At 64.7% G+C, this 12,654-nt stretch carries 11 protein-coding genes; 7 read left to right on the forward strand and 4 right to left on the reverse strand.

What is annotated here, in order from left to right; all coding sequences use genetic code 11:
• Positions 1 to 42: 42 nt before the first annotated feature.
• The gene (locus tag B4F07_RS12040; protein WP_293700340.1) at positions 43 to 2,016 is read left to right on the forward strand and encodes an ATP-binding protein; all 1,974 of its coding nucleotides are present in this window, start codon (positions 43 to 45) and stop codon (positions 2,014 to 2,016) included.
• Between the two features lie 190 nt (positions 2,017 to 2,206).
• Here B4F07_RS12040 and B4F07_RS12045 read toward each other — a convergent pair whose 3' ends face one another.
• From B4F07_RS12045 to B4F07_RS12055, 3 genes are read right to left on the reverse strand one after another with little or no spacing between them, the layout of a single operon-like run.
• Positions 2,207 to 3,067: a hypothetical protein gene (locus tag B4F07_RS12045; RefSeq protein ID WP_293700338.1), complete on the reverse strand. Its 861-nt coding sequence runs from the start codon at positions 3,065 to 3,067 to the stop codon at positions 2,207 to 2,209.
• A gap of 10 nt (positions 3,068 to 3,077) precedes the next feature.
• Positions 3,078 to 4,052 (reverse strand): diacylglycerol/lipid kinase family protein, encoded by a 975-nt coding sequence (locus B4F07_RS12050; RefSeq protein WP_293700336.1) that lies wholly within the window; start codon positions 4,050 to 4,052, stop codon positions 3,078 to 3,080.
• 7 nt (positions 4,053 to 4,059) lie between these two features.
• Entirely contained in the window at positions 4,060 to 4,575 is a 516-nt protein-coding gene (locus B4F07_RS12055) for a DUF2141 domain-containing protein (protein ID WP_293700335.1), read from the reverse strand.
• A gap of 132 nt (positions 4,576 to 4,707) precedes the next feature.
• Between B4F07_RS12055 and lptF the strand changes: the two genes are divergently transcribed.
• The 3 genes from lptF to B4F07_RS12070 all read left to right on the forward strand — a co-directional run bounded on the left by lptF (position 4,708) and on the right by B4F07_RS12070 (position 7,326).
• On the forward strand, positions 4,708 to 5,928 hold the full coding sequence (gene lptF, locus B4F07_RS12060; RefSeq protein WP_293700333.1) for an LPS export ABC transporter permease LptF: 1,221 nt from the start codon (positions 4,708 to 4,710) through the stop codon (positions 5,926 to 5,928).
• The gene (lptG, locus tag B4F07_RS12065; protein ID WP_293700332.1) at positions 5,929 to 7,026 is read left to right on the forward strand and encodes an LPS export ABC transporter permease LptG; all 1,098 of its coding nucleotides are present in this window, start codon (positions 5,929 to 5,931) and stop codon (positions 7,024 to 7,026) included. It abuts the gene before it with no gap.
• 69 nt (positions 7,027 to 7,095) lie between these two features.
• Entirely contained in the window at positions 7,096 to 7,326 is a 231-nt protein-coding gene (locus B4F07_RS12070; RefSeq protein ID WP_293700331.1) for a hypothetical protein, read from the forward strand.
• A gap of 239 nt (positions 7,327 to 7,565) precedes the next feature.
• Here B4F07_RS12070 and B4F07_RS12075 read toward each other — a convergent pair whose 3' ends face one another.
• Positions 7,566 to 8,672 carry a fatty acid desaturase family protein gene (locus tag B4F07_RS12075; RefSeq protein ID WP_293700329.1) on the reverse strand — a complete coding sequence of 369 codons (1,107 nt, stop codon included), beginning with the start codon at positions 8,670 to 8,672 and terminating at the stop codon, positions 7,566 to 7,568.
• A 117-nt stretch (positions 8,673 to 8,789) separates the two neighbouring features.
• Here B4F07_RS12075 and B4F07_RS12080 point away from each other — a divergent pair, with 117 nt between their 5' ends.
• The 3 genes from B4F07_RS12080 (at position 8,790) to B4F07_RS12090 (ending at position 12,575) form a co-directional block, all read left to right on the forward strand.
• Positions 8,790 to 9,956 (forward strand): N-acetyltransferase, encoded by a 1,167-nt coding sequence (locus B4F07_RS12080; protein WP_293700328.1) that lies wholly within the window; start codon positions 8,790 to 8,792, stop codon positions 9,954 to 9,956.
• 63 nt (positions 9,957 to 10,019) lie between these two features.
• Positions 10,020 to 11,450, forward strand: a complete 1,431-nt coding sequence (locus tag B4F07_RS12085; protein WP_293700326.1) for a DUF1800 domain-containing protein — start codon at positions 10,020 to 10,022, stop codon at positions 11,448 to 11,450.
• 6 nt (positions 11,451 to 11,456) lie between these two features.
• On the forward strand, positions 11,457 to 12,575 hold the full coding sequence (locus tag B4F07_RS12090; protein ID WP_293700942.1) for a DUF1501 domain-containing protein: 1,119 nt from the start codon (positions 11,457 to 11,459) through the stop codon (positions 12,573 to 12,575).
• Positions 12,576 to 12,654: the final 79 nt, after the last annotated feature.

A 12,654-nucleotide genomic window follows, 5' to 3' on the forward strand; every position in this document is an offset into this window, starting at 1 on the left:
TCGGCGCTTTGCGGTAGGGCGCATGTCCGGTAAGACAGGCGCGTGTTCGAGCGGGATGGCGATACCGAAACCGAAAAGCGGCGAGAGCGGCTACGCTTCTGGCTGACGATCGGCATGGCGACGATGCTGATCGGCATCGTCGGGGCGCTTGTCCTGCTGCTCGCGCGCGCCAGCGACAATTATGACCAGTCGCTGGGCTGGCAGACGCAGAGCCTGGAAGTCATCTCGCAGACCCGCTCGCTCGACGCGTCGCTCGCGCGCGCCGAGGCTGCGCTCGGGCGGTTCGCCGTCGGGCTGCAAAAGGAAGACGGTCGCGTTTACGAACAGCAATGGGGGCTGGCGCGGCAATATCTGACCCGGCTCGACCGCAGCGTGCGCGACAATGCCGCCCAGTCGAAGCTGGTCGATGACCTGACGGCCGAGATGGACAGCCGCGGCCGCCAGCTCGGCGACGCAGCGCTCAGCGCCAATTACAACCAGACCGTCGCCGCCATTTCCAAATATCATGCGGCGGGGCACGATGCCGGGCTCACCCGCATCGACAAGCTGCTCAACCAGATTATTGCCAATGAACGTGCGCTGCTGCGCGAACGCAACCGCGTCGCCGCGGCCGATCGCGCCAGCCTGAAACAAGCGATATTGTTGTTTGCGTTGCTCGGCGCCGCGATCGCCGCGGTCGCGATCGGTACAACATTCTCGTTCGTCCGCGCCGAAGCCGAACGCCGCGTCGCGCGCCGTGAGCAAGTGGCGGAGAGCGAGCGCGCGATGCAACTGGAGGAAGCGGTCGAGGCGCGTACCGCCGAACTCGAACAGGCCAATATCGCGCTGCGCAGCGAGATGACCGAGCGCGCCGCAGCCGAAGCGCAGTTGCGGCAGGCGCAAAAGATGGAAGCCGTCGGCCAGCTCACCGGCGGCATCGCGCATGATTTCAACAATATGCTGGCGGTTGTTGTCGGCGGGCTCGAACTGGCGCAGCGCTGGCTGCCCGATACGCCGGAAAAGGCGGAGCGCCATCTTGCCAACGCGCTCGACGGCGCCAACCGCGCTGCTGACTTAACGCGGCGGCTGCTGACCTTTGCGCGGTCCGAACCCGCGCGCCCCGAAATGACCGATATCGACGCGTGCATCGCAGGCTTTGCCGAGCTGATCGCGCGAACGATTGGCGATCGCATCGCGCTGACGCTCGATTTGCAGGCCGATGGGCTGGCTTGCTGGCTCGACCGGCAACAGTTCGAAAATGCGCTGCTCAACCTTGCGGTCAATGCGCGCGACGCGATGGACGGCCATGGCGCGCTCACCATTCGCACCCTCGACGACGGCGACGGCAAGGCGCTGGCGGTGCAGGTGATCGACACCGGATGCGGCATGTCGCCCGAGGTGCTGGAACGCGTGTTCGATCCCTTTTACACGACCAAACCTGCGGGACAGGGAACGGGCCTTGGCATGAGCCAGGTCTTTGCCTTTTGCCGCCAGTCGGGCGGCGAGGTGCAGATATCCTCGACCGAAGGCGAAGGGACCAGCGTCGCGATGCTGTTACCGGTGGCGAAAGCGCAGGCGGACCAGGCCACCGAACCGGTGGCCGGACCCGCCGACGGCGTCACATCCCCGGCCGAAGCCCTGCGCATTTTGGTGGTCGAAGACGACGAACGTGTGCTGACCGCGACCGTCGATGCGGTCAGCGAACTGGGCCACAGCGTCGTCGCCTGCAGCAATCCGCGGGAGGCCGAGGCGCTGGTCGAGGGTCGGATGGCCGATGGCCAGGGCGGTTTCGACCTGATCCTGTCCGACGTGTTGATGCCCGACCTGACCGGCCCCGAAATGGTCGCGCAGCTCAAGCGGCGCTGGCCCGACCTGTCGGTGCTGTTCGTCACCGGCTATGCGGGCGATGCGAGCGAGGTCGCCAGTTTCGGCGACCATGACGTGCTGCGCAAACCCTTCACCCTGACCGCGCTCGATCAGGCGATCCGGCGGTGCGGCGATGCGCGAGCGGTCGAGGGGCAGCGGCTGGCGGGGTAGATGCTCGAAGCGTCGAGCGTGGAATCGGCATCATTCCCCGAGGCCGTTCGTGCTGAGCTTGTCGAAGCACCGTTCTTCTTCGCGACGTCGCCAAAAAAGAACGGCCCTTCGACAAGCTCAGGGCGAACGGTTCACTTAATGGGAAAAAATGCCTCAAGGCTCCTCCTTCTGCGGAGAACCTCAAGGACAACTACCGGATCGCGCCGCCCTTTATCAAACGCGGTACCAGCGTCAGCGCGGCGACCAGGGGCCAGCGGCGCTGCCACGGTTTGATCTCGATCTTGGTCCCGGCGTGGCGATTGATCTTCCACGCCAGATAATCGATCCCGCCCGCATAGGTCAGGCTGGCCTTGGCGAGCCGCGCGATGCTGAGCGCCTTGCCTTCGATCCGCCGCCGCGCCCAGGCGCCGCCGCGGGTGCCGGTCGGGATCGCCGCCATCGCGGGGATGCTGAAGCGTTGGTAGCGCTCGGCGTCGGCATCAACCACCGACTGCGCGCGGCCGGTCCGCTCGGCGCGCAGTTCGACCGAATAGGTGAGCGCAAAGGCGCGGCGCCACCAGTCGAGCGGCGCCTCGCCATCGACAGCGCCCGCCGCCGCGAGCAAGGTCGGCGCGGCGCGTGCCACCGCGGCCACAGCGCGCTCGCGCGCGGTATCGTCGACCGCCCACACCAGCCGCGACGGCTGCGCAAAACGCGCCCACACCGACACGTTGCGCGTCTCTGTGCCGTTGAGGCGGTGAAAATCTGCCTCGCTGAGCACCGCATATTTGGCAATCAGCCCGCCATGCTGGAACGGAAAGACATTGGGCGGGATCAGCCGGTTGGCCGCCGCCATCCAGCGTTTGGGATAGGCATCGGTATAGTCGGACACGATCAGGTAGAAATCGAGCATGAGCCCGTCGAGTTCACACTCGCGCAGGCAGCTGCCGTAAAACAGCACGGCGCGGGCGCTGCCCGGATATTCGGCGGCGATCGCCTGTGCCATCGCGGTAACGCGCGGATCGACCGGGGTCGACAGTTCGGCGCGGACCAGATCGATCAGGCTGGACATGCGCGAACGCTCAGGCGGCGAGGCGGAGGAACGGAACCGGCTGCGTCGAGGTCAGGATGATCGGCATGCCGTTCTTGGCCTGAAAAATCTCGCCGTCGAGGATGACGTTCGACCGCTCGCCCTCGATGCGGATTTCGTCGCCCTGCTGAAAATGGACACCGTTGAGCTGGTTCTGCCCCAGCGTCCCGCGCCAGGTCGCGCCGAGCATCCGGAACAGCGCGCCGAAGCCGCGGTCGACTGCAAGCAATTTCATCTGGCCGCTCTGCCCCGCGGCATCGTTGGTGCGAATGCTGAGCAACAGTTTTTCGAGCGTGGTGACGATCAGGAGCGAGAATTTGCCCTTGAACTCGCCCTGCCGGATTAGCGATACCGTCATCGCCTCAGGCTTGGGCGGCAGGCGCCCGCCGCCGAGGCCAAAGAGCAGAGCCGACAGGCCAAGGATCGCCGCCAGAAAATGCGATACCCCGTTCGGCAGACCGAGCGGATAGATGCGATTGCGGCAATAAAGCATGACGTCGGCGAGATAGGCTCCGCCAAGGAACATGCCAAGCACCGGTCGCGTTTCACCGCCGCTGTCGAGCGAGATCAACTGGCGCTGGATCACATGATCGTCGAGCCGGCCCGATTCGACCAGCTCGATCACCCGCTGCAACGCCTTGATCGGGTCGCCCGCGGCGCCCAGGTCGAGCGCGATCAAATTGGTCTTGCCGTTCGGCAGCACCGCGACCGGCGGCGGCGAACCGCCGAAATGGCCGCCCGAATACAGCTCGGTCAGCGCGGCCTGCACCGTGCCGTCACCGCCGTTGATGACGACGACGCGCGGGGACACCATCGCGATGGTGCGGATCGCCTCGCCGATCTGGTCGACGTCCTCGACCTCGTAGTGAAAAATATCGGGGTGCGCTGCGCAATATTCGCGAACCCGCGGCAACAGGGCACGGTTGCCGGTCGAACGCGGATTGGAAAGAAGCGCGACGCTGGCCATTGGATCCCTATTCTACCGGGTCGAACGACAGGCCGTTGACGTAGTTCAGCACCACCGGCACGCGCTTGGTGGCGCCGCCGACGGCAAAGCTGACCGTCGCCAATTTGGGCTTCCGCTTGAAGATGAAATCGCTGACCTTCATGTCGGGATTGCCCGACAGACCCGCGCCGTCGCTGCGATCCGACTTGCCATTGCCGTTCATGTCATGGCGCACCGAGACGACATAGCTGCCCGGCTGCTTGACCGGGACGCAGACCGACATGGTACCAGCCCGCGACACGGGCACGTCGACCCGCTCGATCCATTTGCGCTTTTCCAGATAATTGCTGTTCGCGCTGTAAATCTGGACCCGCACCGTCCCGGTGCGCGCCTTGAACCCGCGCACGTCAACCTGCACCGCGGTGGCGTTGCTGTTGCACAGTGCCGCCGCCGGACCCAATGCCGCACCCTGCGCCGCGACGGGCGCGATCAGCGCACCGGCAGCGCCAGCGGCGAGCAGGCCGGCGAGAAAAATTTTCGACATGACCTCAATACCTCCAGAGGTTATAGCCACGCCAGCAAACGCAAAAGCACGTGCCGACACGGGTTCCTGTCGCCCTTGATCGGCATATCGGAACCATTTGCGGCCAAATCATGGTGATGGGGCGACGAAAGATTGAATAAGCTGCCTGCGATCGACCGCTACATCGCGCGTCTCATCTTCTTTCCCATGGTCGGCACGCTGGTGCTGTCGGCGATGCTGCTCGTGCTCGAAAAAATGCTGCGGCTGTTCGACTTCGTCGCCACCGAGGGCGGCCCGGTCAGCATCGTGTGGCGGATGCTGGCGAATCTGATCCCCGAATATCTCTCGCTGGGCATCCCGATCGGGCTGATGCTGGGCATCTTGCTGGCTTTCAGAAAGCTGGCGACGACGAGCGAGCTCGATGTGCTGAAGGGCGTCGGGATGAGCTTCGGGCGGCTGATGCGCATGCCTTTTGCTTTTGCGATTGCGCTCGCAGCGCTCAATCTGGCGATTGTCGGCTTCATTCAGCCGGTTGCGCGCTATGCTTATGAAGGCTTGCAATTCGAGCTGCGCTCCGGCGCGCTCGGAGCGTCGATCAAGGTCGGCGAATTTACCAAGCTGGGTGACCGCATGACGCTGCGGATCGAGGAAAGCTTTGACGACGGCAAATCGCTGCGCGGCATTTTTGTGCGCGGCGACAATAATGACGGCCAGCGCGTGTCGGCGACTGCGGCGCGCGGCCAGTTCCTGGCTACCGACGATCCCAACACGATCATCCTGCGCTTGTCGCAAGGGGTGCTGATCCATGAATCGCCGAAATTTTCGGTCCCGCGCGTGCTGACCTTCGACAATCATGACTTGCCGATCCCGCTGCCCAAGATTGAGGCGTTCCGCCTGCGCGGCGGCGCCGACCGCGAAATGACGATCCCCGAGCTGTTCGTCGCGGGCAAGGATCAGAGCCAGTCCGAGCAGACGCGGCTCGAATCGCGCGCCAATTTCCATTTCCGCATCGTCGAAGTGCTGTCGATGTTCCTGATCCCGCTGATCGCAATCGCGCTGGCGATCCCGCCCAAACGGTCGACCTCGTCGCTTGGCGTGTTTCTGTCGATCGTGCTGCTGGTGACCCAGCACAAGATCAACCAATATGCCGAGGATATGGGCGCGCGCGGGGTGATCGATCCGGTGATCGCGCTGTGGGTGCCGTTCCTGCTGTTCGCGGCGCTGGCGATCTGGATGTATTATGTCGTCGCCCATGTGCCGGGCGGCCAGCCGATCGGCGCGCTCGAACGCGTGGCAGCGAAGGCCGCGCAAAAGATTCGCGGGCTGCTGACGCTGTTCCAGCGTAAGCCGCGGGCGGTGGAGAGTTTGACCTAAATGCACCAGCTCCACTTTTTCCCGTCGCGCACGATGGCGATGTATGTCGGCCGCCTGTTCCTGGTGCGCTCCTTCTCGATCCTGTTTGCGCTGGTGCTGATCCTGCAAACGCTCGACCTGCTCGGCGAAAGCGGCAAGATATTGGCGGTCGCAGGCAACAGCGACGCGGACGTCTGGCGCTATGTCGGGATGCGGCTGCCGCAGATTATCGAGACCTTCCTGCCCTTTTCGGTGCTGCTCGGCACGATATTGACGCTGATCACGCTCAATCAGAACAGCGAGGTCGTCGCGATGAAGGCGTCGGGGATGTCGGCGCATCAGGTGCTCGCGCCTTTGTTCCTCGCCGCATTGCTCGTCGCCGGGATCAGCTTTGCGTTCAACGAACGCATCGTAACCCGTTCGACCGCGGCGCTCAGCGCCTGGCAAAAGGTCGAGTATAAGCGCGTCCCCGCCGACAATGGGGTGCGCAGCAATATCTGGGTCCGCGACGGCGACAATCTGATCAACGCGGTGACGGTCGAGACCGGCGGGCCGTCGATCGTCCTGCGCGGCGTCACCATCTACGAACGCACCGGCGGGGTGCTGTCTTCGATGCTGAAAGCCGACAGCGCGCGGTCGGTCGCGGGGGGATGGGAAATGTCGGGCGCGACCCGCTTCCTGCGCCGCTCCGGGACGGTAGAACCGCTCGGCACGATTGTCGCGGCGCCCAATGTGCGCCCCGATCAGTTCACGCTGGCGCAGGTCGATGGCGACGAATTGCCCTTCCTCCAACTCCGCGCGGCGATTGCCGATCTGGAGGCCGCGGGGCGACCGGTCAACGCGCTGAAAGGCGTGTTGTGGCACAAGATTTCGGGGCCGTTGTCGGCGATATTGATGCCGCTGCTCGGCGCGGTCGCGGCGTTCGGGCTGGCGCGATCGGGCAAGCTGTTCATCCGTGCGATTTTCGGCATGGCGCTGGGCTTCGCCTATTTCGTCGCCGACAATTTCGCGCTGGCGATGGGGGATCTGGGCGCTTACTCGCCGTTTCTGGCGGCGTGGGGTCCGTTCATATTATTTGCGCTGATTGGTGAGATGATTTTGATCCGGACCGAGGAATAGGACGGCGCGCTGGATGGAAGCCGAATGATGGGGTGGTGCACAAACTATCGGTCGAAAACGGTTTCCGATATGTACACGGGCGAACCTTTCGGCCCCGAAAAATTGACCATGCTCGGGCCGATATTGGTTGGCGGGGCGATATTCGCGGCAGTCGATATTGGGTTCGGGCTCACGTTCCCCTATCGGATCATCTTGCTGACAGCCTTGATGACGCCGGGCGCAATCTGGTTCGTTTACCTGACATATCATATTTACAAGTCTCTTCGGCTGTGGGCGGCAACCAAAGACCAACGGGATTGAATGCTGTTCGGCCAGCAAAGACATTCACTATCATCGTCATCCCGGCGAAGGCCGGGATCTCGCCCTTGCAGTCGTACGAGAGGGTGAGATCCCGGCCTTCGCCGGGATGACGAATGGTAAATAGTTTACGACGACGACGAGCCGTCGCCCCCGCGAAGGCGGGGCCGCTGTCGGTTTAATCAGCAGCGCGGGAATAGGCGGCTAGCGGCCCCCGCCTCCGCGGGGGCGACGCAGCTCCCTCAGGCCGCAACACCCCGTGCCGAACCCGCAACCAGATTCCCCACCAGCTTCGGCAGGCTGTCGTAATTCGCACCATGATATTGCGAATCCGCGGGCAGCACATCCTTCAACCGGCGATGCGCCTCGGCGAGCGCATGATAGGGGACGCCCGGCAGCAGATGGTGCAGCGCGTGATAGCGCAGCCCCACCGGCGCCCACAGCTCGGGCAGCAAGCCCGGCGGCGGTACGTTGACGCTGTCAAGGAACTGGCCGGTCACGGTCAGAACTTCGCCGTCATTTTCCCACAGATGCGCCACCAGCGTGCGGATCTGGTTGAGCACCAGCGTCGCCGCGGCAATCGCGCCAAAGATCAGCAGCGCGTGCAGCGGCACCCAACCGAACACGCCCGCGGCGATCAGCAGGCTCGACCACGCCCACGCGCCGCCTTCCTGCCACGCCCACATGCGGCGAAAATCGCCGTCGGGCGCCTTGCGGCGGAACAACGGGTTGATGATCATCCCCGAATAGCGTTCCACAACGATCCGGCGTAGCGGCGGGATCAGGAACGACAGCGGGGTCAGCACCGCATAGCGGAACAGCAAGGCGATCGGCGCGAACGCCGCGGCGACCACGAACAGCGGCACCGTCCACGGCTTCATCAGCGCGAGCGGCAGATATTCGGGATCATCGACCGTGCCATATTTGGTGCGGTTGTGGTGCAGGCTGTGGATGCCCTCATACATGTATGACGGGATCAGCAGCGGCACGCCGACGAGCAGATTCCAGGCGAAGCGGAAGCCCGGCAGCGCGTTTTTGCGGATGTGCGTGAGTTCGTGGATGAAGCTGCCGGCGCGATAGAGCGCGAGGATTGCGATCAGCGCGGCGGCGAGCGCCCACGCGGTCGTCGGCGCCAAAATCGCGCCCGCGACGCCAGCGTAACCGATGAGGGCCGACGCCAGAAAATCGGTCCAGTAAATCCGCGCGTTGGGCGTGACGAGGTCGCGCGTCAGCTCGGACGCGGCGCGGATCATCGCCATATCGTCGGCAATCGCCGACTTGGGTGTCTTTACCGCAGCAGGCGCGAAAGGCGTCGCGACCCGATCGGCGGGGGGATTGATCGTCGTCATAACGCTTCCAACACCATAGTTTCATGGCAGCAAAATGGCCAAATGCGGGTCGCCACTGCCACCGCAATGCCGTAATGCCTCGTCACAAATATAGGTCAGCCAATTCAGGAAACCAGTATGAGCGGACATTCGGACGGCCCGATCACCATCCACCCGGTCAAGGACAAGAACGATAAGCGCGAGCTCGTCGAGCTGGCCTATCGGCTCAATCGCGGCGATCCGGCATGGGTGCCGCCGCTGAAGGGCGAGGTGTACAGCCTGCTCACCCCGGGCAAGAATCCCTGGTTCGAACATGGCAAGGCGCAGCTGTTTCTCGCTCGCCGCAAGGGCCGCACCGTCGGACGCATCTCGGCGCATATCGACGAACTCGCGCTCGCCCAGCCGGTCGAACAGGGGATGGGGCCGGGGACGGGCAACTGGGGTCTGCTGGAGGCCGAAGACGAAGAAACCACCCGCGCGCTGCTCGTCGCCGCCGAGGACTGGCTGCGCCGCCAAGGCATGCACCGGTCGCTCGGCCCGCTGTCGATTTCGGTGTGGGACGAACCCGGGCTGCTGATCGAAGGGTTCGACAACCGCCCGACGGTGATGATGGGGCACAACAGCCCGCTCTATCGCGGCTGGATCGAAGGCAGTGGCTATCGCCCGATCAAGCAGCTGATCAACTATGATGTCTATGTCAAAGAGGGTTTTTCACCGCTGGTGAACCGCATCGTCGCGGCGGGCGAAAAGAATGCGCGCATCCGGGTGCGCAAGGTCGACAAGAAGAATTTCGACGCCGAAGCGGCGCTGATCATGGGCCTCCTCAACGACGCCTGGTCGGACAATTGGGGGTTCGTGCCGCTGACCGACAGCGAAATCGCCTTTGTCGGCAAAAAGCTGAAGACGATCGTCTTCGAAGACTTGGTCCGCGTCGCCGAACTCGACGGCGAGGCGGTGGCGTTCATCATCGTGCTGCCCAATATCAACGAGTTGCTGATCGACATGGATGGCTCGCTGCTGCCGTTCAACTGGGCACGGCTATTGTGGTGGCTGCGCAAGCCCAAGAGCCGCACCCTGCGCGTGCCGCTGATGGGGGTCGCCAAGAAACTGCAAAACAGCCGCATGGCGAGCACCCTCGCGTTCATGATGATCGAGCTGATCCGCCGCGACGCGGTGCGCGATTATGCGACCGAGCGCGGCGACATCGGCTGGGTGCTCGACGACAATCAGGGGATGAAGGCGGTCGCCGAGGCGATCGATGCCAAGGTCAACCGGGTGTATCAGATTTACGACAAAATGCTCTGATTGCTGGGACAGCTTTGCGACAAACGCGGGCCATCGTGCGTTTGGGGCACGAAAGGCTTTGTCATGGCAGTCCAATATCTTGCCGCCAACCGCTTTGGCCTCGGTCGCCGCTTTGACGATCCGGCGATCGGCGATCCCAAAGCGTGGCTGATTCGCCAGCTTGGCGATTATGATCCCGCCCCCGCCGCATTGGCAGGGCTTGCCGGGCGCGCGGCGATCGCTACCGCCTATGTCGAATATCGTGAGGATCGCCAAGCGATGCGGCGCGCGGCGACCGAAACGCCGATGAGCGAGGAAGAAAAGGGCATGGATCCCGAATTGCGGCGACTGTCGCGCTCGGCGATCCGCCGCCATTATGTCGAGGCGAGCGCAGCGCGGCTGGCGGCGGCGATCGCGACACCGACCCCCTTCCCCGAACGCCTCGTCCATTTTTGGGCCAATCATTTCGCGGTGTCGGCGGACAAGCAGACGGTGATCGGCTTTGTCGGCCATTATGAGAATGAGGCGATCCGGCCCAATATCATGGGCAAATTCGCCGACCTGCTGATCGCGGCGGTGAAACATCCCGCGATGCTGCTGTATCTCGATCAGGCACAGAGTTTCGGCCCCGACAGCCCGGTCGCCACCCGCATGCGCAACCGCGGCAACCGCCAGTCACCCGGTCTCAACGAGAATCTGGCGCGCGAGATCCTGGAACTACACACACTGGGGGTGCGAACGGGCTATACGCAGGCCGATGTGACCGCCTTTGCCAAGGCGCTCACCGGGCTGACCGTCGCCGGACTCGGTCGCGGCGCGGGGCAGCGGTTGATGCCCGCCGATGCCGAACCGGGCGCCACGGTGTTTATCGCGCCCCTGCACGAACCCGGCGCGCAAACGGTGCTCAGTCGGCGTTATGACGCCGCCGGGGCGGCGCAGGCCGAGGCGATTCTGCGCGACTTGGCCGTCCATCCCGCCACAGCAAGTCATATCGCGACCAAGCTGGCGCGCCATTTCACCGCCGACGACCCGCCCGCGGCGCTGGTTGATCGCCTCACCGCCGATTTCGTCAAGAGCGGCGGCGATCTGACGTCGCTGTATCGCGCCCTCATTGCGTCACCCGAACCGTGGGTCGCTGCGCCGACCATGTTCAAGTCGCCGTGGGACTGGACGGTGTCGATGCTGCGCGCGCTGAAAGTTCCCGCGCTCGGCGAAAAACAGAATGTTGCGGCGATGTTCACCCAGCTGGGCCAGCCGGTCTGGCGCCCCGGATCGCCTGCGGGCTACGACGACAAGGTCGCAACCTGGGCCGGATCGGCGGGACTGATGCAGCGCGTCGAACTCGCCAGCCGGATCGCGGGGCGGATCGGTGACCGCGTCGATGCGCGCCAGCTGGCGCCGCTCGTCCTGGCCGACGCCCTGACGCCGCAGACCGCGGAGGCCATCGCGCGTGCCGACAGTCCGGGCCAGGGCATCGCCATGCTGTTCGCCAGCCCAATCTTTTTGCGGAGATAGACGATGATGCTTTCGCGCCGTTCGATCATCCTGTCGGGCATCACCGTCGCGGCGGCGGGCGCGCTGCCCGGTTTTGCCTATGCGGCGGCCGCGACGCCCAAAAGGCTGGTGTTCATCATCCAGCGCGGCGCCGCCGACGGGCTGGCGACGGTAGCGCCGACCGGTGACCCGGCGTTCGCTGCCGCGCGCCGCGCGATGGCCGACGAAACCGCGGGCGGCGCCAAACTCGATGCGATGTTCACGCTGCACCCGGCAATGGCGACGACCGCGGGGCTTTACACCGGCAAACAGGCGCATTTCGCCCACGCCGTCGCGACTGCCTATCGCGACCGGTCGCATTTCGACGGGCAGAATATGCTCGAGGGGGGCGGATCGCGGCCTTATGGGCGCAGCGACGGCTGGGTCGGGCGGCTGCTGACCCTACTGCCCGCCGCCGAGCGCGATGCCATAGCGATCGCCCCCGCCGTACCGCTTGCGCTGCGCGGCACGGTGCAGGTTGGCACCTATGCGCCCAGCCGCCTGCCGCAGGCTGACAGCGACCTGATCGCGCGGCTGTCGGCGCTCTATGCCGACGACCCGCTGCTGCACCCGCTGTGGGACAGCGCGGTCAAGACGCAGGAACTGGCGGGCGACATTGGCGGCAACAATGGTCGCAACGGCGCCGACCTCGGCAAGCTGGCGGCATCGCTGATGCTGCCGGCGGACGGCGCGCGGGTGATGATGGTCGAAACCGGCGGCTGGGATACGCACAGCGGCCAGCGCGGACGACTGAACGCGCAGCTGCGCGGGCTGGATCAGCTGGTCGGCGCGCTCCAGACGGGGCTCGGCCCGGCGTGGAGCGACTTGCTGGTGATTGTCGCCACCGAATTCGGCCGCACCGTCGAGGTCAACGGCACCGGCGGCACCGACCATGGCACCGCATCGACCGCGATGCTGCTGGGCGGCGGGCTGACCGAAGGCGGCAAGGTGTCGGCCGACTGGCCGGGGTTGGCGCCCGCAGCGCGGCTCGATGGCCGCGACCTCAAGCCGACACGGTCGCTGGAAAGCGTGATCGCGGCGGCGGTCGCGCGTCATTATGCACTCGATCCGAAGCGGGTGATGACGACGCTTTACCCAGACACCTGAGACGTCAGAAAGCCAGAAGACCTAGCGTTGAAAGAAACACTTCCGTGTCCCCGCGAAGGCGGGGACCCATCTCCTGTTG

Source organism: Sphingopyxis sp. UBA6723 (assembly GCF_002454115.1).
In the GTDB taxonomy this organism is placed as follows: Bacteria; Pseudomonadota; Alphaproteobacteria; order Sphingomonadales; family Sphingomonadaceae; genus Sphingopyxis.

Bases quoted from the DNA above. Each gene is read 5' to 3' on its own strand.
- B4F07_RS12045 (WP_293700338.1), bottom strand. From the start codon at position 3,067: ATGTCCAGCCTGATCGATCTGGTCCGCGCCGAACTGTCGACCCCGGTC.
- B4F07_RS12055 (WP_293700335.1), bottom strand. From the start codon at position 4,575: ATGTCGAAAATTTTTCTCGCCGGCCTGCTCGCCGCTGGCGCTGCCGGT.
- B4F07_RS12075 (WP_293700329.1), bottom strand. From the start codon at position 8,672: ATGACGACGATCAATCCCCCCGCCGATCGGGTCGCGACGCCTTTCGCG.
- B4F07_RS12085 (WP_293700326.1), top strand. From the start codon at position 10,020: ATGGCAGTCCAATATCTTGCCGCCAACCGCTTTGGCCTCGGTCGCCGC.
- B4F07_RS12070 (WP_293700331.1), top strand. From the start codon at position 7,096: ATGTACACGGGCGAACCTTTCGGCCCCGAAAAATTGACCATGCTCGGG.
- lptG (WP_293700332.1), top strand. From the start codon at position 5,929: ATGCACCAGCTCCACTTTTTCCCGTCGCGCACGATGGCGATGTATGTC.
- B4F07_RS12090 (WP_293700942.1), top strand. From the start codon at position 11,457: ATGCTTTCGCGCCGTTCGATCATCCTGTCGGGCATCACCGTCGCGGCG.
- B4F07_RS12080 (WP_293700328.1), top strand. From the start codon at position 8,790: ATGAGCGGACATTCGGACGGCCCGATCACCATCCACCCGGTCAAGGAC.
- B4F07_RS12050 (WP_293700336.1), bottom strand. From the start codon at position 4,052: ATGGCCAGCGTCGCGCTTCTTTCCAATCCGCGTTCGACCGGCAACCGT.